The organism is Paenibacillus silviterrae (genome assembly GCF_030167925.1).
Lineage (GTDB): Bacteria > Bacillota > Bacilli > Paenibacillales > NBRC-103111 > Paenibacillus_G > Paenibacillus_G silviterrae.
In genome coordinates this window covers 1,700,946-1,723,115 of the sequence record NZ_JASKUT010000002.1, presented here as the reverse complement: position 1 = coordinate 1,723,115, position 22,170 = coordinate 1,700,946, and the positions used below count along the sequence as shown (strand labels likewise).

Sequence of the window (22,170 nt, the reverse complement as noted above, 5' to 3'; positions counted from 1 at the left end):
GCCGCAACGTTGGTTATACCGGGGCCGTTGCCAGTTGCACGAACGCCTCGATAAGGGCCCGGCAGGATGAGTCGCGCATAAACACCAGATAAAATTGCCGCTCGGCCGGCAATTGTTGCACGACCTTAATGCGGCCCTGTTCAATCAGGCTTTCAGCATCCAGACTGGAGACGACGGCAAGTCCCATTCCGACTTCGACTAGCTGTATGATCAGCCCGGTATCGCTAACCTCTGCGGCGCATTTCACTTTGTCCGGCAACAGCCCCATGGCGGATATGGCTTGCTCGAAAGCGGTTCGCGTGCCGGAGCCGGTTTCCCGGAGAATGAACGGACAGTCCGCTAAATCCCTATCCGACCAGTCGGGCCGATTGGAGATGACGACCAGCTTGTCTGCCGTCATAGGGATGTAATGAGCCTCGGGACGCTCGGGTTTGGTACCCACATAGGCGATATCAATCGAGCCGCGATAAAGTGAATCCAGTATTTGCTGCGAATCCGCAACGTTGACGGACAATTCCACATGCGGGTAGGTGGAGTGAACGTTCATCAGGATTCCGGGCAAGAGGTGTTTGGCCGGGATGGTGCTGGCACCGATGCGTAGAAGGCCCGACAGTTGGTTGCTTACACTGTGGCAGGCATCCGACAGCTTGTTCCATATCGCAAGTATATTTTTACCGTTTAAGTATACTTCACGTCCGGCTTCGGTCAGCTTGATCCCATTGTCTTCCCGCCGCAATAAAGTAACGCCGAGGCCCGCCTGCAGTCGCCCAATTTGCTTGCTGACGCCGGGTTGGCTGATATTCATCGCATCGGCTGCGGCCGTATAGCTCCCCAGTTCGCAAACCTTTATGAAGGTCTCCAAATATCTCATGTCCATTCCAATCACCTGCTTCCACATCTTTATAACGAATCATACCTCATTTGAACAAACCATGCCAAGGAACGTTGCACTGTTGGCGAACGTTAGTTCTACTACAACTTTTGGCCCCCCCAATACAACGTGCTTCTTTGCCCATTTGGTCCATTGTGAGACGTTCATCCGCATACTCCTATACAAAACAGCTTTATTCAGAATAAATTACACTATTGTACTAGAAATCCACTCGTACCTTAATGGTAGTACAGATTTCAGAATGGAGGAATGTTTTTTGGGAGACATCCTACCTAAAAATTTCGCGAGAAATAAAGTGTTTGGTCCGTACTCGCATGCTGAAGGATTTCAAACGATCGCAAATGGAGAAGCGTCGCATGTGGAAGGGCTAGATTCCATAGCAACTGGATTGGGTAGCCACGCAGAAGGCTTCGCAACCAACGCGTTTGGAAACTTCTCTCATGCAGAGGGCAATCTTACCAGAAGTACGGGAGTTGCCTCTCATGCTGAAGGTCAAACGACATTTGCCGTAGGCGACTATTCACATGCTGAGGGTTATGAAACGCAAGCAATTGGAGAGAACTCCCATGTGGAGGGCTTTCAAAATCGTGCATTACGCAATAGCTCACATGCCGAAGGCCATGGCAATTATGCGGAAGGTACTGCCTCACATGCAGAAGGAGGGGCTAGTAAAGCACTGGGGGACTTTTCCCATGCAGAAGGCACACTCACCACCGCAAGCGGATTTGCCGCTCACGCGGAAGGCAACCGCTCCAATGCAAACGGATTGGCAGCTCACGCGGAAGGTATTGGAACTATAGCGATAGGGGAAGCAACGCACGCCGAGGGAAAGGAAACAAAGGCTACCGGAAATTTCGCTCATGCTGAAGGGAATAGAACGATTGCAGGTGAGCTGGGGGCTCATGCTGAAGGTTTAGGAACGGAAGCAACCGGCCTTTATTCTCATGCTGAAGGATTACTTGCAAGAGCAAGCGGAGGCGCATCCCATGCGGAGGGAGAAAATACGCTGGCGTTTTCCCATTATGCTCATGCTGAAGGGAGAAATACGGCGGCTGTCCACACCGGCGCCCATATTATGGGGGATAACAGTACATCCAGATTTCCATTCTCCTGGCATTTAGCCAACGGATTGACGAATGGACCTTCACTAAACTCCGCAATCATAGAGGGAGCAACAGGAAATATGTATCTCGACGGAACCATATTCTCACCCAATGCTGCTGACTATGCGGAAATGTTTGAGACCTATGATATGAATCCTATTATGCCGGGGTATTTTGTCACGTTAGAGGGAGATAAGATACGCAAAGCAACTGCAGACGATCATTACATTCTTGGCGTGGTAAGTGCAAGGCCGGCGATTGTCGCGGATGCGAGCGATTTGAGATGGCACAACTTATTTGTTAGAGACGAATGGGGAAATATTCAATACCATGAAGTTGAAATTCAGGAACGTGTGGATCAAGAAGGAAATATTACTCAACTCGGTTATGTGAAGAGAGAGCCTATTCTCAATCCTGAATATGACCAGGCGCAGAAATATATCCCGAGAAACGAACGTCCGGAGTGGGCTGCGGTAGGCGTACTTGGGAAATTGCTGGTGAGGGATGACGGTACTTGCATGGTTGACCAGTATTGCTGGAGTAATAATGAGGGAATTGCAACCGTCTCAAATCAAGGCTATCGGGTGATGAGAAGAATAGGGCCGAATCAAATCCAAATTTTTGTTAAGTAGCCATGTAGATATAAAGATGTGAAACGACACAGCTATTCAAATAGAGAGACCTTTACCGTTACGGCAAAGGTCTCTCATTTTTTGTTATCATGAACTGTGACATGGTATAATTTGTTTGGAAGTAACGTAACTGAATGGTGTTGTACACCAAAGGAGAAAAAAATGGAAAAAAACAAATTACTAAGAATGGACAATGTTGGCATCGTTGTAGAATCCCTTGATAATGCAATCTCTTTCTTCGAGGAAATCGGCTTGAAGCTCGAAGGGCGAGCCACTATCGAAGGCGAATGGGCTGGTCGCGTAACCGGACTGGGTACACAGTGCGTAGAGATTGCTATGATGGTTACCCCTGATGGCCATAGCCGACTTGAACTTTCGCGATTTCTCACCCCAATGGCTATATCAGACCACCGGACTGCTCCTGTAAACGCCCTCGGTTATCTACGCGTCATGTTCACCGTTGAAGACATTGACGAAATGGTAACCAGACTCACTAAGCATGGAGCTCAGCTCGTTGGCGAAGTGGTTCAGTACGGGGACTCGTATCGGCTCTGCTACATTCGTGGAACCGAAGGACTTCTAATCGGTTTAGCGGAACAGCTCGGTAACAAATGAGTACTGACGTTTCCATAAACGAGTTAACACAAAATGATTAACAGACCCCGTCCGATTCCTTACAAGTAATTTAAGCCGCAATATGGATCAATCTTTAGTGATTTTAAATTTTCCATAATCAATAAATACAATTTTGCTCTTTAACTTTCCTATATTATGCCATATCGGTTTTTTTCTGAGGATATCACGGGCAATAATGCCTGCTTTTCGGAACTTCTTTTCTAGACGAGATATTTTTTTGTTATATCGTTTTTTTTTAGAAATTTCTTTTGCTTTTTTCATAATGACCCATCCAAATCCCGACTTTTTGACTTTAGCTAGATGTTTTCGAAGGGATCGAGGAGAGTTTTTATATATTTTTTTCTCTATTTGATTACTTTTTATCCCTTGCTTTGTTGTTGCTACTTTTAGAACGTAGCCATCATCCATATCATAAACAATACGGTAATTTCCGATTCCCAGTGTCTTATAAGGTAAATTCAGTTTTTTTTCCGCTCGTTTTCCGGTTTTTTTTCCTTTGGGGTAATTTTTTTTTTTCATTTTTTTGATCCACTTTCGCACCATTGATTTCGTTTCCCGATCTATTATTTTACTAGCCAAAGTCCCCCTCTCCTTTTCGAAGGATTTGTGTAATTGGTTTATTTTATGTATAAGTTCATATTTCCGACTGTACTGCTCTCACGCGCGGCGAGGATTACAAAGATTTAGGCGGCAACTTTAACAGGTGGCAGCAGGAATATGGTATAAATAATATGGATGTGAACTGTGTCCCGTAAGCCACCTCCGCCGATTATGGCCATTTTTACAAGAGAGGAAATTGATTATGAATCAGCTGGCCATCAGACAAATGAAGAGATTTAGAAACGAAGTTACCCGCTTCATGATGATCTATAAGTTTGCCTTGGATGAAATGGAAACCAAGATTGAAATTTTGCAGGAGGAATTTCAATTTTTGCACGAGTACAACCCAATTGAACATACGAAATCTCGTCTGAAATCTCCTGAAAGCATACTAAATAAGCTGCACCGCAAGAAATGCGAAATTTCTTTTGAAAGCATTCGGGAACATATCAAGGATATCGCCGGTTTGCGGATCACGTGCTCCTTTTTGTCGGATATCTATACGATTAGGGATATGCTGAAGAAACAGACGGATCTTAGAATCCTGGAAGAAAAGGATTATATCCAAAACCCCAAGCCGAACGGGTATCAAAGCCTTCATCTTCTGATTGAGGTTCCCGTATTCATGTCGGACCGAATCGAGAAGGTATGCATTGAAGTGCAGGTCCGAACCATTGCCATGGATTTCTGGGCTAGCCTGGAGCATAAAATCTTTTATAAATACAATCAAGCCGTTCCTGCGAGTTTATTGGGGGAATTGAAGGAGGCGGCTGATGCCGCGGCAGCTTTGGACCGGAAAATGGAGCGACTGCATAAGGAAATAGAGAAGCTGAAAGAAGAGCAGCCGGAATTAACCGAGTTGAACCGCATCATCATCAATAATCAGGAATTTGCGCTTCCGCCCGCTTTGCTGGAGCTGTTGGACAGTGGTAATGAGAAAGACTGACATAAGCGTTATAACGAATTAGTGCCCTGTTGGAAGCGTTTTGTTGCCCTAGAGAGTGGACTCACCCCACTCTCTTTTTGTTGTGCGCAGTCTATAATAAAACTACAGGCAACACAAACAAGCGGAAAAGGGGCAGCATAGATGATGAAAAAAATGGTTGGTCTCGGACTTGGCGTAGCATTGACGGTCAGCTTGACCGGCTGCGGAGGCGCGGACACGGATGCGGGCAAGAGCGGCGGACAAACGCCTCAGCCGGCTCAGAAGAAGATCATCAAATATTGGACGGACGACCGTCACGATCAGGAGTACATTAAGGAACTGATCAATCAGTTTAACGTTTCAAATAAGGACAATATCGAGGTGGAACTGACGGTCATGTCCGAGAACTATAATCAGAGCGTCGATATCGCCTTCTCCAGCAATCAGGCGCCGGACGTGCTTCGTCTGAAAAGCGCCAATACGGAAACCTTCTTCAAAAAAGGTTACCTGGCTCCGATCGATGCATATTTGACCGACGGCATCAAATCGAAGTTCTCGACCGTGCTGATCGACGGGGTTAACCGCTTCGACGGCAAGCTGTACTCGCTTCCGAATACGGGACTTACACTGCGGCTTGTATATAACAAGGATTTGTTCGCCAAGGCGGGCATTCAGAATCCGCCGCAATCGCTTCAGGAAATGGTGGAGGCAGCTAAGAAAATAACGGAAGCGGGTAAAAAGGACGGCGTGTACGGCTTCGCGCTCAACTTCAAAAACCCGAAGAGCGCAATGGATCGCTCCGTACGGGAAATGTTATCGCTTAGCGGTCATCAGGGATTAGGCTTTGATATCAAAACCGGCAAATTTGACTTTGCTCCGTACGCAGAGGTAATCAAATCGTTCAAGCAAATGTATGATGACGGCAGCATTTTGCCGGGGGCGGAGACGCTTGACATTGATCCGATGCGGGCACAGTTCGCGGCAGGCAAGATCGGCATGTACCTGTCCTTCTCGACGGAGCCGGGCGTATATAAAGACCAGTTCCCAACGAAAATCAACTGGGCGGGCGCGCTCCCGCCGACGCTGGACGGCAAGCGCGGCGGCACCTCCGAGATCGTCTCGGCGGGCACGTGGCTCGGGCTGAGCAACAACTCGCAGAACAAGGACGCAGCCTGGAAGTTCATGCAATTCATGTACGGCGACGAGGTATTGACGACCTACCACGAGAAGGGCTTTGGCATCGCGGTCGTACCGAGCATCGCCGAGAAGGCGAAGCAGCCTCAAATTCCGGGTATGGAGGGCTTCCTGGTAGGCAAGCTGGATTCGCTCTGGCCGGTATCGCCGAATGTGTCGCCTGAAGGTATGAATTATGCCGACGCTTTCTTCAAGTACATGCTGGCCGGCGGAGATTTGGCGAAAATCGTTCAAGATTTGAATACCCGTTACAATGCGGCTTTGGATAAAGCAGTCCAGAAGGGCGACGTGAAGGTCGCGCCGAACCCGGGCTTTGACCCGGCCAAGCTGCAGGGAAAATAAACGGCAAGGGCAAGAGTCTTCGCCCGATGGTTCGGCGAAGGCTCTTTGCTGTCCGCATAAGCCCGTATCAGGGCGGAGGCGGTCATTATTATGCAGTAGAGAATTCATGGAGGAGGAGAAGGACGTATGTCCGCATGGAGACGGCTGAGTGAAAACACGCTCTTTCTTTTTCCAAGTGTCATCCTGACCCTCGCCTTGGGCATTTACCCCTTGGTCTGGGTGCTGCGTTACATGTTCTACGAATACCCGGGCTACGGCGAGGAGCTATTCGTCGGGCTCGATAACTTCCGCAGGCTTGCGACCGACGTGCAGTTTTGGGAATCGGTTCAAAATACGTTCATTTACGCAGCAGGCAAGCTGCTCATCACGATTCCGCTTTCGCTGCTGCTCGCGGTCATTCTTAACGGAAAGCTGCGCGGGCGCGGGCTGCTTCGGGCGATTTATTTTATGCCCACGGTCATTAGTACGGCGGTCATTTCCGTCGTGTTCTATATTATTTTTAACTCCTATAACGGCATGGTGAATCAGCTGCTGCTCCAATATTCGATCATTTCTCAGCCGATCGAATGGCTCGGTCCGAAATACGCGATGCTAACAGTCATTATCGTTGCGGCATGGGGGGCGGTCGGAAACTATATGCTGCTGTTCCTGGCGGGACTGCAAAGCATTCCGAACGACCTGTACGAAAGTGCGGCGATCGATGGGGCGAACGCGGGGCAGCGCTTCCGGCACATTACGATTCCAATGCTAGGGCCGGTGATGCAGATGATCATTATGCTTGCGGTCATCGCTTCACTTAAGGGCTATGAGAGCATTATGGTCATGACGGAGGGCGGTCCGATCGGCCGTACGGAAGTGATGTATTTGTATCTCTACAAGCTGCTTTTCCCGGTATCCACGGGGGCGCCTGTCGATCAACAGATCGGCTACGGCAGTGCGGTTGGCTTCGCAACAGCGTTGATCGTCGGAGCCATTACGGCCGTGTACTATTATTTCAGTCGAAAAATGAGCAAGGTGTTCTAGCTCAAGGGGGTGTACGGACATGAACGAATTGACGTTATCGCGAGCTGAGCATCCGGCGTACCTGCGCCTCGTTAAGGTAGCGGGCAGGGTCGTCATGTGGGCGTTCCTGGTTATTACGGCGCTGCTGACGCTGTTTCCCGTGCTGATGACCGTGGCCGGCTCGTTAAAAAGCAACGCCGAGCTCATGAGCGGAGGCGGCTTGCTGCCGGAGGTATGGCAGTTCGCCAATTACGCGGAGGCATGGAGGCAGACGAAATTCGCTCAATATACATGGAACAGCGTGTTTTTGAGCGTGACGGTGACTGTCGGCACCCTGCTCGTGGCGGCGATGGCTGCGTATGTGGTCGATCGCAGAGCTTTTCCAGGGAAGGCGCTGTATGTGGGCATTCAAGCTTCAACGATGTTCATCTCCGTCGGGGCGGTAATGCTACGCCCGCAGTTCGATCTGATGGTCAAGCTGAATTTGAATACGACGCTGTGGGGCGTCATTCTCATTCTCATCAGCGCTCATGCAAGCACGTTCTTTATCTTACTCGGGTTCTTTAAGGCGATCCCGCGGGAGCTGGATGAAGCAGCTATGATTGACGGCTCCAGCTTCTCCCGCAGCTTCTTTACGATCATTCTTCCGCTGCTGACGCCGGGACTCGGGGTTTCCGGACTGTTTGCTTTCCGGCATGCGTGGAACGAGTACATTTTGCCGCTCGTGTTTACGATGACGAATCCGAAGCTGCAGACGCTGACCGTCGGGCTGGCGAATCTGCGTTACGGCTCGTCCGCCGCGATGCAGGTGCATTTGATGATGGCCGGAGCCTGCTTGTCGATTTTGCCGATGCTGCTGGTTTATATCCTAGCGAACAAATCGTTCATGCAGGTGACTGCCGGCTCCATTAAGGGGTAAGGAGACCCTGTAAGCATGTCTGATTGCATTATTAAAAGAGATCAGTCGGAATGGATCAAACGAGGTGGCTTTGTCAGGTTCGGGACATGAAATCCTTGGAACGAATGTGGTTGTACAAATAACTGGGTATCCAATACCAGCGGAGATGCAAGGTGGGATGTATATTATGGCAGATTTGAAGCGATGGCAAGGAAAAAGCTGGGGAACGCTTGGTGACAGTATTACTGAAGCGAACGGATATCAGCCGATAGTAGCAGCGAGACTCGGATTTACTCGTGTGGAGAACTATGGTAAGAGCGGCTGCCCGATGACGGCAGGGGGCGAACGTGACTACGGAGCGACTGTTAATATAGCGCCGAGCACGGATCCATTCTTGGATTGTGTGACTATTCTGGCGGGGATCAACGACTTCCGACTGAATAAGCCGATCGGTTCTATAGACTGCCGAAGTGTTGAGACATTCTACGGGGCTTATCGTGCGACGATTGAAACCATTCTAACACGAAATCCCATCACCCGCCTCAGTCTGTGGACTCCGATGCAGCGTGACAAGGATGGCTATGATAACGAATCCATCAATGCTGCGGGCCACCGACTTCGCGACTATGTTTCGGTAATTCGCACTCTTGGGGAAGAGTATGCGCTGCCGGTGCTGGATCTGTATGCGTTGAGTGGCTTCAACAAATGGACATTATCGTATTTCACATCGGACCGGCTACACCCCAACCAAGCGGGACATGAACGAATTGCCGATCTGGCATCAGCATTCCTTGCACAGATTTGATGAATGGTCAGCTGTAATAAATTCCGTACAATACAATATTATTACAAATAATGGGGACAGCGGATGGCGTGGAATACGTGTTTATCCATCGTGGGAGATACGCCAATAAGCCGTCAGGCTCAAGAAACCGTAAAATGGCTGCTAAACTCTTCTGTGAATTCCACAGATGGTTTTAGGAGCCATTTTTATGTTTGAAGACAAATAAATCAATAGCGAGCAATATCACATACTCCACGATGCCATCAACCGCAGGGCTTGGTATGGAGAATGGTACATGCGTGCGTTGAGCTCGGTGGAGAATTTCGGCTTCCATATTGTCGACATGGCTGAAGCAACAGAATTATTTGAAACAATACTGCAGTATGCAGTAGAGCTTATTCACTACATGCGACCCACCCTCGCTTGTGGTTTTTATTAGTGTTTCTGTTTCGATGAAAACAGTAAGATTCATCAAGTGAAAAAGGTAGATCCATCATTCTCGCCCCATTGGCAAGCGTTTATAATAATGCCTGTAAGCGAAATAGTGATGGGAGAGGAATAGAAATGAACCAAGAGGAACAGTATGATATTCTCATTTACGGAGGGACGGCCGCAGGCATTATGGCAGCTGTGCAGTCCAAAAAAATGGGTAAGAGCGTGGTGGTGATCGAGCCTAGTCAGCGAATCGGGGGCTTGACCACCGGAGGACTGGGAGATACGGATGTAGGGATGAAGGAAGCGATCGGGGGCTTGTCCTTGGAGTTTTACCAGCGGGTAGCCCGGAAATATTCGCAAGATGGCGCCTGTTGGCTGTTTGAACCCAAAGTAGCGCTCGAAGTTTTGCAAGATTTTGTGACGGAGAACAATATCGAGGTCGTATACGGGGAACGGCTTGAACTAAAGGACGGTGTAACCAAGCATGGATCCAAAATCATCTCGATCCGCATGGAATCCGGGAACGTCTATAACGGCAAGGTGTTTATTGACGCTACTTATGAAGGGGATCTGATGGCCAAAGCCGGCGTATCCTATTATGTCGGCCGGGAGTCGAATGCTCAATACGGGGAGACATTAAACGGCATCAGGCCTGGCAATGAGCTGCCCGGGGGAATCGATCCTTATGTGGTGAAAGGGGTGCCGTCCAGCGGCTTGCTGTTGCGTGTCAATCCGGACGCAGGCGGTAATATCGGCGATGGGGACACCAAGCTTCAGGCTTATAACTTCCGTATGTGTTTGACGAATAATCCCGACAACCGCTTGGAGATTGAAAAGCCGGAAGGATATAACGAAGCTGATTATGAAATTTTGTTCCGGGCCATCGAGCAAGGGCAAAACTCGCGTTTCTTTAAATTGAACCGAGTAACCCCGGATAAGACCGATTCCAATAACAACAGTGGCATCTCTACGGATTACAACGGAATGAACCATAGCTATGCAGAGGCGGATTACCCTATCCGGGAACAACTCTGGAATGCCCACCGTCTCTATCAGCAAGGCTATGTTTGGACCATACAGAATCATCAGCGGGTGCCCGAGGAGATACGGGCGGTATACAGACCGTGGGGCCTGCCGCTTGATGAATTTATCGAAAGCGGCCATTGGACACCCCAGTTGTACGTCAGAGAATCCCGCAGAATGATCGGCGATTATGTGGTGACGGAGCATGTAGTCAGACTGAAGGATCAGGTGCCGGATTCCATAGGTATGGCCTCCTTTGCCATGGACTCGCACCACACTCAGTACTATGTTAACGAAGACGGGCATGTAAGCACGGAGGGCGGGTTTTATGTGAAATTGACAGCGCCTTATCCCATTAGCTATCGGGCCATTGTGCCGAAAAAGGTGGAGTGTACCAATCTGATCGTACCGGTATGTGTTTCCGCCACCCATGCTGCTTACGGTTCGATCCGGATGGAGCCCGTATTTATGATCCTGGGTCAATCGGCTGCAGCAGCAGCTGCACTGGCGCTTGATGCGGACGGCATCGTTCAACATGTAGCGTATGAGCGGTTGCATTCTATACTCGTTCAAGAAAATCAGGTTTTGCATGCAGACGTCCAATACTAGAGTCAATCTAGGCTGAAACGGAATCCGAAGCTGCGCCGATATTCTCCCGGGGGATGTCCGAACCGCTCACGGAATACCCGGCAGAAATGCGGGTAGCTCGGGAAACCTGTCTTCTCGGCAACCTGCTCCAGCGTGAGATTGCTGTAGAGCACCTGCTGCTGCGCATGGTTTAGCCTGACGTCAATACAGTAGGCGAACAGCGATTGACCAAAAGCGTTTTTGAACAGATAGCTGCAGCGGGAGACGCTTAATCCGACGGAGGCCGCTATTTGTTCCAAACGGATGGGTTCATGGGCATGGTTTTCTATGAATTGCTTCATCCTGTACGCGGTATCCGATCCCCTGGTACGCTGCTTGACCTGGATCACATGCTCCAGTGTCAAACATAGCGTTCTTAGAAGATAGTCCATGATCTCATCTTGATTTTTCATCATTTTTTTCTTTTCGCTGATAATATGCTTCCATAAGGTGATGACCGTATCGTCAAAGCCGATGTTCGTTTTGGTGGGCAGGCCTTTGGGTTTCCACCACGAATCCAACCATTCTCCGCTGCCGATCAGGAAATAATCGCCGACGGGTTGAACCGCACCCGATTCCGTTGTGCTTCGAGGCTGCACGTTAAGTTCATATGGCTGATCAGGCGGATATATGAGCAGGTCACCTGGGATGATAGTTTCGTATTTCCCGTCAACCAGCGCACGGCAGGTTCCTTCGGCCTGAAGCCGGAACAGGTAGAAGGTCAGCCCGTCTTTATAAGTCACGGAGTGGGGCTTCGTGTGTGTGAAATAATTCGCATAAATGACGCTGGATCGATACGAAACGGAATTCGTCATCGGTGAGGTTCCTCCTCAAATAGCGATTATTCTCAAATTATATCGTTTCATCGGAGACATTGACAAGATTAAGGGAAACCGTAAGAGGGAAGAAGTTCATACTTTAAGATATAAACAGGAGGATCTATGAAACCCCTAAAGATCCGGACACGAATGAAAATCACATGCTTTTCCGGGCAACGGGTCCGTGGCCGCAAAAAAAGAAGAGAGGGATGTCACGATCATTATCCGATTTTTTTGGGTTATGCAAAAAGCTCTGATGACTGAATCCATTTCAGTATTTACAATACCTCTTCGAGCAACTGCCTCAACTGACAGATCCAAATGATCCCGAAGAACTAGACAAGCTGCTTCCGTGGTCGCCGATGCTACCACTCGCTTGTCGAGTATTTAAACAACAATAGCTACAGTATACGACAGCCCTCAACATGAATGCATGGTGGGGGTTGTTTGACGCTCACCTCGAAAAGGGCGATTTCCTTCGCGTTTGCCAACAATTAAGCCGGAATAATACCCAATCATATTGTCGATATCGCAAATATACTATGAGCAAACCAAGAAAAGAGGAATGCTCATGAAGAAAAATCTAACACTAAAGGCTGGAAAATATAAAGGTCTCAATGTTAAAAAAGTCAACGTAACTCCAAAAAATGCCAGAAGAACAGTCGATCTTGGAGATGGCTTTGAACGATTTGAATTTTCCAGAGAAGTTCCAGGAAATACATTTTATACGTTTACCTTTACCGCAGCAGCAAATAAAATAGTTATCAGTGCCGGATGGGGGTGGCCTTTTTCAAGAGCATTTCCAGTTTTAAGCCACCCACAAGGTAACAATAGATGGGTAATCTCGCTCCCACAGACAAATCCAAGTGCTCTCACAGTAACCTTTTATTTCATAACTAAAGCTATAAGCTAAAGCGTGTTCAAATCATGATTCAGCATAGTAAAGCCCACATCTTGATGATAAGGTGTGGGCTATTTGACGCTTACATTAATACGGCCCGCTCCAATGATACGGTTACTGTTCTTTACTGCATCGCCCGATGAATGTCCTTCCTTTTGATGGCGGGGAAAAGGTGGGTAAGCCCTCTATTTATTTAGCGGCAGCAGAATTCATAGAAGATTTTGCTTCGCCCAAAGCGACCCATAAACTATTGGCGTCTCCCGTTTTTGATTGGGAGGAGAATCGTGGGGGTGCGAGTTGGCCCCCGATATCCTTGGGGAACAAGGCATGGCGGATCCCTTATCACGCGAAGAAAAATGTACAGTTTGGATATACACAATCCTTTATGATCATCAGAGAGCAGGAGGACGATTTCCCGGTCGTTATTCACCGTTGCTCCGATCGTCTGATGTTTGCAGAGAGGGAGTAGGAAATGCCGAAGGATTATTACCACACACCTTGTCTGTTTACTACCGGAGGCGTTGTCATGGGCGAAGAATTAGTCATGTCTTATGGTGCGGCAGATCAATAAATCGGTATATCCTAGGTTAACTTCGCTGATTTATTGGTCTATATTCGGAAATATGATGCGAATGGAGCTTTTCATAACCGTTGAAAAGTGTCCTATAAAAGTGGATTTGTAGTGTCAGCAATGATGACCAGGGGACCCCCTCTAGACAAACATTGGGACAGTAATATTGTATCCCTGGAGCATGGGCTTACCCCACTCCTTTCTTAGTAGACAGGAATTATAATAAAAATATGACTCAAATGAGTGAAAATGAAAACGGTTAACCTTGGCTTGGCGGTTACTTTGGCAGTTGCTGACCAGGTGTAATCCACTAGGTTATCAAAAGGAGGAAGAATGGAAGGCGTTACTCGATCGTCAGAAAGTTGGGACAACGGTGAAAAGGAAACACAATGACGATTAAACCGGGTTACCTAGGTAAGATTACGACATTCACGGTCAGACATATCCTATTCTGTTCTCCCGGTCATAACTGGCAGATTAATGATTTTCAGGAGGTATGTATGCTATTAAAAAAAGTATTTATTTTTTCGTTATTGCTTGCCGTAATTATCACAGGAATACTACCACAGACATCGGATGCGACCGAAATCATTCAATACTCCCCTACGTCTTCAATGGATACCTCATCTCTACTACAGACAGCTAATGGAACCGCAATGATTCAGAACTATCCTATGCCATCTATTTATACCGCATCCAGTATGTACTCATTGAAAGCGGATAATGAAGCGGTTCCCGTAATTCAATATTTAGCTGACTATGACTACGCTCAATTTTCTTTTTCCGGAACGGTCAGCATTGAAGTTACGACAGACAAGCCGATTACATCTTATTCGATCAGTCCGCTGGCCAAAAACATCAAGGGCACGGTCGACGGGAACAAGCTGACATTTACGCTTTCTACCTCAACCTATGTGATTGTAGAGATCAATGGTCAGCGAAGAAAGCTCGTCATTGCGGCCGATCCGTTCGAGACGGATATTCCCGCGTCATCAGGTCCCGGAATTTACAATGTGACCGCTGCGCCGTACAATGCGGACAGCACGGGAGCGACGCTTGCATCAGGAGCGATTCAGCAGGCCATTGACGACGCCCATCAAGCCGGGGGAGGCACTGTGTTTATTCCGGCCGGAGTCTACACCTCAAGCAATCTGACTCTAAAAAGCAATGTGACCGTCTACCTGGCCGGAGGCGCAGTCATTGTCGGCACAGGCAGGGGCGAGGACTATAGGAATGACTTCCGCAAGGATTCCCGCAACGCTGACGGAACGTACTTTATCCGCACTGCCATAGACTCCAGCAATATCACGATAAGGGGACGCGGAACCATTGACGGGAAAGGCATAGAGATGCGGGAGCGCAAAATGCCGGCACCACCGGCGACACACAAGCAGGGGGAAGGATTCCTGAATAACCTGCTGGTTCCGATTGCAACCAGCAATTTTACGTTTGACGGGTTGATTTTGCGGGACGCCGGCTTCTGGATGTTCATGGTGGTACGTTCCGATAATGTGAAAATCACGAATTATAAAGGGTTCCAGGATTTATACAAAATTGAGAATGATGCCATGGATATCAATGAGAGTCAGAACGTGCTGGTTCGACATGCCATTGGCATATCGGACGACGACACATTTTCTACCAAAACCTGGCCGCAGAAAGGGATGTCCAAGGACTGGCCTGGAGCGATTGAACATTTGGAAAATGTGGTCTTTGAGGATGTCTTAGCCTGGACTCGTTGTGTGGCTTTCAAGATTGGCATGGGCATATGTACGCTGCAGAACGGCGTAACCATCCGGAATTCGTATGTGTATCAAAGCGCCCGGGCACTGCTTGTTGATCATGGTTATACAGAAAACACTCTCCCGGAGGAAGGCCAGGCCCAGAATATTACGTTTGAGAACATTGATATTGAACGAGTCGGAATTAATCAATTCGGGAATTACTGGTTTGGGGTTTCCACCAGCACGTCCGGCGACGTAAGCAATGTGTTATTCAAAAATATCAATGTTCGTGAAACGGGATCCCAGAAGTCCAGGCTCTCAGGGAATATCACCAGAGGCGGAATGGTTAACGGGGTAACGTTCACTGATATTTATGTTGGAGGCAAGCTCGCAAGAAACCTGAATGACTTGAATGCTTCCGTTGTGAATGATAATGTCAGCAGCGTAGTCATTGCCAATTCTACTCCCGTACTATTCAGCGATAATTTTAATGATGGGGATACCGCAGGGTGGACGGTTGCTACGGGCACCTGGAATGTAGTAACAGATGGTACTAACGTTTTGGCCCAGAAAGCGAACAATACAACGGGCCTTATTACGGCCGGTGATTCATGGACGGATTACGTAGTAGAAGCCAAAATGAAAATGCCAATAACCAATGCCAATGCAGGCATTCTATTCAGAGTAACGGATTCCGGTAATTACTATATGTATCGAATCAACGCAGCGGCCAAAAAGCTGGAGCTTTACAAAAGTGTCAATGGAACCTTGACCAATGTATCCAGCACCTCTTACACAGCCGTTGCGAATCAGTGGTATACGGTTAAAGCCGTCGTAAAAGGGAATACGATTAAAGGTTATGTGGATGGGGAATTGAAGACAGAATGGACGAACCCTGAAACTGAATTAACGGCAGGGAAAATCGGCTTCAGGACAACAACCCTGAGTGCAGTCTTTGATGACGTAGTCGTTACCGCTATCAATGAAGCGCCTACGGACATTGCGCTTTCACATAACATCGTGGCAGAAAATACGACTGTAGGAGGCATCGTCGGAACATTCTCAACCGCCGACCCTGATGAGCAGGATACATTTGCGTATTCGCTGGTAACAGGAGCCGGTGATATGGACAACGGAAGCTTCGCCATAGCCGTATCAGGGAATGCGCTGATTCTCCGTGACACACCGGATTACGAAACAAAAAGCAGCTACAGTATCCGGGTGAGGAGCACAGATTCAGGCGGGCTCTACTATGAGAAAAACTTTACGATCCATATAACGGATGCAGATGAAACACCTACAAATTCAAATCCAAATACCATTCTATACAGCGACGATTTTGAAGATGGAAATTTCACGGGATGGACTACTGCCGGAGGTTCCTGGAGTGTAGCAGCAGATGACACGAAAGCTTTGTTCCAGAAGGCTAGTACCACGGCCCTCATTACAGCCGGTGATTCTTGGACAGATTATGCATATGAAGCCAAAGTAAAAGTCCCGATTACCAATGCAAACGCAGGAATTGTCTTCAGAGTGCAGGACTCTAAAAATTATTATATGTATCGAATGAATTCAGCCGCCCAAAAGCTGGAGTTGTACAAATGTGTAGATGGAATCATGACCATTGTATCCAGCACCCCATACACAACTGTTGCGAAGCAGTGGTATACGCTGAAGGTTGTCGTACAAGGGAATAGGGTGATAGGTTATGTGGATGGGGAACGAAAAGTGGAATGGACAAATCCCGTAGCTGAATTAACTACAGGGAAAATCGGATTCAGGACAACATCTGCGGATGCAGTGTTCGATGATGTTTTCGTCACAGAGTTAAATAAGGCGCCTGCGGACATTTCGCTAACCAGTAACAGCGTAGCCGAAAATATGCCTGCAGGAAGCAGTGTGGGGACCTTTTCAACCACCGACCCGGATACGGGAGACGCCTTTACCTATTCTCTGGCAACAGGTGACGGAGATACCGGCAACGGAAGCTTCGCTATTTCCGGGAATATCTTGCAGACCGTGACAGCGTTCGTTTACGACACACAAGATAGCTACCGCATTCGGGTTAGAAGCACGGACACAGGCGGACTCTATGTTGAAAAGCAGTTTACCATTGCCGTTACCAAAGCCGGTGTTCATAAGGCCAATGCTGCCAACAACATAGTAACCCTCGATAGCAGCAGAGCGGCGTCAGGTGATACAGTAACATTGACCGCCGTGGGAGACAGGCAGTCAGCAAACGGTACTGCTGCAGGAGATGAAAAGTATATACCCATTACCTGGTCATCCACAGAGGAAGGCAAACACGGCAGCTTCCTATGGAACGCGGGTGTGGGAGACTATACGTCAAGCTATGCTGCTTCAGAAGCGGGAACACACGTCATAACGGCTGCTTTCCAGAAGATGAGCTGGAATGGTTCCTCCTGGGTTAGTGGAACAACCGATACAAAAACGGTAACCCTGCAGGTGTACGCTCCGGCTCAAAATGAAGGAAACCGCCTCGTCGTTAGCCCGAGCAGCGCTGTGGTGGGGCAAACCGTCATCATAACGGCGGAGGGCTACAGGCAGAACATTACACCGACCATAATCGGTGACGAAAGATATTACCCGACTACATGGAGCTCCACAGAAGCCGGCAAGTCGGGGGTATTTACGGTAAGCGGACAGGTTTATCAATCCAGCTATACCCCTGCTGCACCAGGAGTATTCACGATAACCGCGACATATCAGAAGCAGGTATGGGATGGAACGTCTTGGGTCAATGGCGTAACGGATACCAATACTGCAGCCGTCACTGTAATTCTGGCGCCTATAGCCAGTGCAGCCAACAACACGCTAGCTCTGAACGTGCCAAGCATCACAGTAGGAGGTACTGTAACTATCACAGCAGCGGGAGACCGGCAGAATGCAATGGGAACCGTTCTAGGAGAAGACCGGTATTATCCGACCACATGGAGCTCCACTGAGTCTGGTAAATCCGGAATATTTACGGTAAACGGACAGGTATATTCTGCGGGCTATAAGACGACATTAGTAGGCGATTACACCATAACGGCTACATTCCAGAAGCAAATCTGGAATGGGACGGCGTGGACCAATAGCACCACCGATACCAAAACCATAAGACTGACCGTAATTGCAGTTACAACGGGAGATAACAGCGGTTCCGACAACGGCGATTCTGACGGCAGCGGTGGAGGTACATCTTCGTCACCGGTAACAGGTAATACAGGCGCAGACATTCCCTTAAATAGTGCAACAGAACAAGTCGGCATGGCAGTAACCACTCAAGAAGGCGATAAAACCGTCACTACCGTTTCCATTGACCGGGGCAAGCTGGAACAAAGGTTATCGCAAGAAGGCAATGGTGTGATCGTGACGATTCCAGTCAATAACGAATCTGACGTGGTAGTCGCTGAATTGACCGGACAGATGATCAAGAGCATGGAAGCCAAAGAAGCAGTGCTGCAGATAAAGACCGGGAATGTAACTTATACGCTGCCCGCAGCACAGATCAATATTGATGTCGTATCGCAGCAGATTGGAGCGCAGGCGGCACTACAGGATATCAAAGTCAACATTACTGTAGCAGCGCTTCCAGCCGATACGGTAAAGGTGGTTCAAGACACTGCAACGCAAAACGGTTACAAGATTGTTGTCAATCCGGTAGAGTTCGATATTACGTGCACCATCGGCAGCAAAACAGTGGATGTTTCAAAATTCAACAGCTATGTGGAAAGGACTATAGCAATTCCGGATGGAATAGATTCGAGCAAGATTACGACAGGCATCGTTCTTAATGCTGACGGAACCTTCTCCCATGTGCCCACGATAATTTCAATCATCGACGGCAAACGCTATGCCAGAATCAATAGCTTGACCAACAGCACCTATTCGGTCATTTACAGCCCCAAAACGTTTGTAGATATTAATACGCATTGGGCAAAAGACGCGGTGAATGACTTGGGGTCCAGACTTGTTATTAATGGCAGCGGAGATGAAAGGTTTGAGCCCGACAGGGACATTACCCGTGCGGAGTTTGCTGCGATCGTAGTAAATGGCCTTGGGGTGACGCGGCCCGGTACCGGTAAGGACATTTTCGGGGATGTAACCAAAGACGACTGGTATTACGATGCCGTATCCATTGCTTATGAATATGGTATCATAGACGGATACGGAAAAAGTACATTAAGGCCGACGGATAAAATTACCCGTGAGCAGGCCATGACCATGACGGCAAGAGCGATGAAATACACCGGATTGAAAGCAGAGTTGATGGAGAATGAAGCTGAAAAGCTGCTTTCAGGGTTTGAGGATGCCGTTTATTCTGCTGACTATGCGAAAAACAGTATTGCATTAAATATTAAGACCGGAATCATTACCGGTAGGGATGGCAATTTAGTGGCGCCAAAAAATAATATTACCCGTGCGGAAGTTGCCGTAATTGTGAGAAGGCTTTTGCAAAAATCAGGATTGATTTAGAGCGCCAATGTTGCAGGTCCCGATTGAACCGGACAACAGGATCTTCACGGCGCGGGCCATCATCGTTTTGTTGCCCTAGAGAGTGGACTCACCCCACTCTCTTTTTGTTGTGCGCAGTCTATAATAAAACTACAGGCAACACAAACAAGCGGAAAAGGGGCAGCATAGATGATGAAAAAAATGGTTGGTCTCGGACTTGGCGTAGCATTGACGGTCAGCTTGACCGGCTGCGGAGGCGCGGACACGGATGCGGGCAAGAGCGGTGGACAAACGCCTCAGCCGGCTCAGAAGAAGATCATCAAATATTGGACGGACGACCGTCACGATCAGGAGTACATTAAGGAGCTGATCAATCAGTTTAACGCTTCAAATAAGGACAATATCGAGGTGGAACTGACGGTCATGTCCGAGAACTATAATCAGAGCGTCGATATCGCCTTCTCCAGCAATCAGGCACCGGACGTGCTTCGTTTGAAAAGCGCCAATACGGAAACCTTCTTCAAAAAAGGTTACCTGGCTCCGATCGATACGTATTTGACCGACAGCATCAAATCGAAGTTCTCGACCGTGCTGATCGACGGAGTCAACCGCTTCGACGGCAAGCTGTACTCGCTTCCGAATACCGGACTTACACTGCGGCTTGTATATAACAAGGATTTGTTCGCCAAGGCGGGCATTCAGAATCCGCCGCAATCGCTTCAGGAAATGGTGGATGCAGCTAAGAAAATAACGGAAGCGGGTAAAAAGGACGGCGTGTACGGCTTCGCGCTCAACTTCAAAAACCCGAAGAGCGCGATGGATCGCTCCGTACGGGAAATGTTATCGCTTAGCGGTCATCAGGGATTAGGCTTTGATATCAAAACCGGCAAATTTGACTTTGCTCCGTACGCTGAGGTAATCAAATCGTTCAAGCAAATGTATGATGACGGCAGCATTTTGCCGGGGGCGGAGACGCTTGACATTGATCCGATGCGGGCACAGTTCGCGGCGGGCAAGATCGGCATGTACCTGTCCTTCTCGACGGAGCCGGGCGTATATAAAGACCAGTTCCCGACGAAAATCAACTGGGCGGGCGCGCTCCCGCCGACGCTGGACGGCAAGCGCGGCGGCACCTCCGAGATCGTCTCGGCGGGCACGTGGCTCGGGCTGAGCAACAACTCGCAGAACAAGGACGCAGCCTGGAAGTTCATGCAATTCATGTACGGCGACGAGGTATTGACGACCTACCACGAGAAGGGCTTTGGCATCGCGGTCGTACCGAGCATCGCCGAGAAAGCGAAGCAGCCTCAAATTCCGGGGATGGAGGGCTTCCTGGTAGGCAAGCTGGATTCGCTCTGGCCGGTATCGCCGAATGTGTCGCCTGAAGGTATGAATTATGCCGACGCTTTCTTCAAGTACATGCTGGCCGGCGGAGATTTGGCGAAAATCGTTCAAGATTTGAATACCCGTTACAATGCGGCTTTGGATAAAGCAGTCCAGAAGGGCGACGTGAAGGTCGCGCCGAACCCGGGCTTTGACCCGGCCAAGCTGCAGGGAAAATAAACGGCAAGGGCAAGAGTCTTCGCCCGATGGATCGGCGAAGGCTCTTTGCCGTCCGCATAAGCCCGTATCAGGGCGGAGGCGGTCATTATTATGCAGTAGAGAATTCATGGAGGAGGAGAAGGACGTATGTCCGCATGGAGACGGCTGAGTGAAAACACGCTCTTTCTTTTTCCAAGTGTCATCCTGACCCTCGCCTTGGGCATTTACCCCTTGGTCTGGGTGCTGCGTTACATGTTCTACGAATACCCGGGCTACGGCGAGGAGCTATTCGTCGGGCTCGATAACTTCCGCAGGCTTGCGACCGACGTACAGTTTTGGGAATCGGTTCAAAATACGTTCATATACGCAGCAGGCAAGCTGCTCATCACGATTCCGCTTTCGCTGCTGCTCGCGGTCATTCTTAACGGAAAGCTGCGCGGGCGCGGGCTGCTTCGGGCGATCTATTTTATGCCCACGGTCATTAGTACCGCGGTCATTTCCGTCGTGTTCTATATTATTTTTAACTCCTATAACGGCATGGTGAATCAGCTGCTGCTCCAATATTCGATCATTTCCCAGCCGATCGAATGGCTCGGTCCGAAATACGCGATGCTGACAGTCATTATCGTTGCGGCATGGGGGGCGGTCGGAAACTATATGCTGCTGTTCCTGGCGGGACTGCAAAGCATTCCCAACGACCTGTACGAAAGTGCGGCGATCGACGGGGCGAATGCGGGGCAGCGCTTCCGGCACATTACGATTCCGATGCTAGGCCCGGTGATGCAGATGATCATTATGCTTGCGGTCATCGCTTCGCTTAAAGGCTATGAGAGCATTATGGTCATGACGGAGGGCGGTCCGATCGGCCGTACGGAAGTGATGTATTTGTATCTCTACAAGCTGCTTTTCCCGGTATCCACGGGGGCGCCTGTCGATCAACAGATCGGCTACGGCAGTGCGGTTGGCTTCGCAACAGCGTTGATCGTCGGAGCCATTACGGCCGTGTACTATTATTTCAGTCGAAAAATGAGCAAGGTGTTCTAGCTCAAGGGGGTGTACG

16 protein-coding genes and 1 pseudogene are annotated in these 22,170 nt (G+C 48.9%); 14 read left to right on the top strand and 3 right to left on the bottom strand.

The features are described from left to right. Positions 1-13: 13 nt before the first annotated feature. A complete protein-coding gene (locus QMO62_RS30490) occupies positions 14-877 on the bottom strand; it encodes a selenium metabolism-associated LysR family transcriptional regulator (protein ID WP_284646213.1) in 864 nt (287 codons plus the stop codon). On the opposite strand from QMO62_RS30490, the gene QMO62_RS30485 reads away from it, so the two are divergent. Together QMO62_RS30485 and QMO62_RS30480 are read left to right on the top strand one after the other, a co-directional pair. Then, on the top strand, positions 870-2,627 hold the full coding sequence (locus tag QMO62_RS30485; protein WP_284646212.1) for a peptidase G2 autoproteolytic cleavage domain-containing protein: 1,758 nt from the start codon (positions 870-872) through the stop codon (positions 2,625-2,627). The two genes, QMO62_RS30490 and QMO62_RS30485, sit on opposite strands and share 8 nt — an antisense overlap. Before the next feature lie 162 nt (positions 2,628-2,789). Beyond that, positions 2,790-3,242: a VOC family protein gene (locus QMO62_RS30480; protein ID WP_284646211.1), complete on the top strand. Its 453-nt coding sequence runs from the start codon at positions 2,790-2,792 to the stop codon at positions 3,240-3,242. A gap of 87 nt (positions 3,243-3,329) precedes the next feature. Here QMO62_RS30480 and QMO62_RS30475 read toward each other — a convergent pair whose 3' ends face one another. Beyond that, on the bottom strand, positions 3,330-3,842 hold the full coding sequence (locus QMO62_RS30475; protein WP_284646210.1) for a hypothetical protein: 513 nt from the start codon (positions 3,840-3,842) through the stop codon (positions 3,330-3,332). A 223-nt stretch (positions 3,843-4,065) separates the two neighbouring features. Between QMO62_RS30475 and QMO62_RS30470 the strand changes: the two genes are divergently transcribed. The 6 genes from QMO62_RS30470 (at position 4,066) to QMO62_RS30445 (ending at position 11,075) form a co-directional block, all read left to right on the top strand. After that, positions 4,066-4,809: a GTP pyrophosphokinase gene (locus tag QMO62_RS30470; protein WP_284646209.1), complete on the top strand. Its 744-nt coding sequence runs from the start codon at positions 4,066-4,068 to the stop codon at positions 4,807-4,809. A gap of 141 nt (positions 4,810-4,950) precedes the next feature. Further along, the gene (locus QMO62_RS30465; RefSeq protein ID WP_284646208.1) at positions 4,951-6,324 is read left to right on the top strand and encodes an ABC transporter substrate-binding protein; all 1,374 of its coding nucleotides are present in this window, start codon (positions 4,951-4,953) and stop codon (positions 6,322-6,324) included. A gap of 126 nt (positions 6,325-6,450) precedes the next feature. Then, positions 6,451-7,347: a carbohydrate ABC transporter permease gene (locus tag QMO62_RS30460; protein WP_284646199.1), complete on the top strand. Its 897-nt coding sequence runs from the start codon at positions 6,451-6,453 to the stop codon at positions 7,345-7,347. 19 nt (positions 7,348-7,366) lie between these two features. Further along, a complete protein-coding gene (locus QMO62_RS30455) occupies positions 7,367-8,245 on the top strand; it encodes a carbohydrate ABC transporter permease (protein ID WP_284646207.1) in 879 nt (292 codons plus the stop codon). Positions 8,246-8,411: 166 nt separating this feature from the next. Next, a complete protein-coding gene (locus tag QMO62_RS30450) occupies positions 8,412-9,029 on the top strand; it encodes an SGNH/GDSL hydrolase family protein (RefSeq protein WP_284646206.1) in 618 nt (205 codons plus the stop codon). A gap of 543 nt (positions 9,030-9,572) precedes the next feature. Further along, on the top strand, positions 9,573-11,075 hold the full coding sequence (locus QMO62_RS30445) for an FAD-dependent oxidoreductase (RefSeq protein WP_284646205.1): 1,503 nt from the start codon (positions 9,573-9,575) through the stop codon (positions 11,073-11,075). Positions 11,076-11,077: 2 nt separating this feature from the next. Here QMO62_RS30445 and QMO62_RS30440 read toward each other — a convergent pair whose 3' ends face one another. Continuing rightward, on the bottom strand, positions 11,078-11,908 hold the full coding sequence (locus QMO62_RS30440; protein ID WP_284646204.1) for a helix-turn-helix domain-containing protein: 831 nt from the start codon (positions 11,906-11,908) through the stop codon (positions 11,078-11,080). A 263-nt stretch (positions 11,909-12,171) separates the two neighbouring features. On the opposite strand from QMO62_RS30440, the pseudogene QMO62_RS30435 reads away from it, so the two are divergent. From QMO62_RS30435 to QMO62_RS30410, 6 genes and pseudogenes are all read left to right on the top strand, one after another. Next, positions 12,172-12,312, top strand: a pseudogene (locus QMO62_RS30435) (transposase domain-containing protein); the annotation flags it as partial. Positions 12,313-12,482: 170 nt separating this feature from the next. Then, positions 12,483-12,824, top strand: a complete 342-nt coding sequence (locus tag QMO62_RS30430) for a hypothetical protein (RefSeq protein ID WP_284646203.1) — start codon at positions 12,483-12,485, stop codon at positions 12,822-12,824. Positions 12,825-12,951: 127 nt separating this feature from the next. Next, positions 12,952-13,281: a hypothetical protein gene (locus QMO62_RS30425; RefSeq protein ID WP_284646202.1), complete on the top strand. Its 330-nt coding sequence runs from the start codon at positions 12,952-12,954 to the stop codon at positions 13,279-13,281. A gap of 776 nt (positions 13,282-14,057) precedes the next feature. Beyond that, on the top strand, positions 14,058-19,589 hold the full coding sequence (locus tag QMO62_RS30420; RefSeq protein ID WP_284646201.1) for a 3-keto-alpha-glucoside-1,2-lyase-like domain-containing protein: 5,532 nt from the start codon (positions 14,058-14,060) through the stop codon (positions 19,587-19,589). 168 nt (positions 19,590-19,757) lie between these two features. After that, positions 19,758-21,131, top strand: a complete 1,374-nt coding sequence (locus QMO62_RS30415) for an ABC transporter substrate-binding protein (RefSeq protein WP_284646200.1) — start codon at positions 19,758-19,760, stop codon at positions 21,129-21,131. 126 nt (positions 21,132-21,257) lie between these two features. Next, positions 21,258-22,154, top strand: a complete 897-nt coding sequence (locus tag QMO62_RS30410; protein ID WP_284646199.1) for a carbohydrate ABC transporter permease — start codon at positions 21,258-21,260, stop codon at positions 22,152-22,154. Positions 22,155-22,170: the final 16 nt, after the last annotated feature.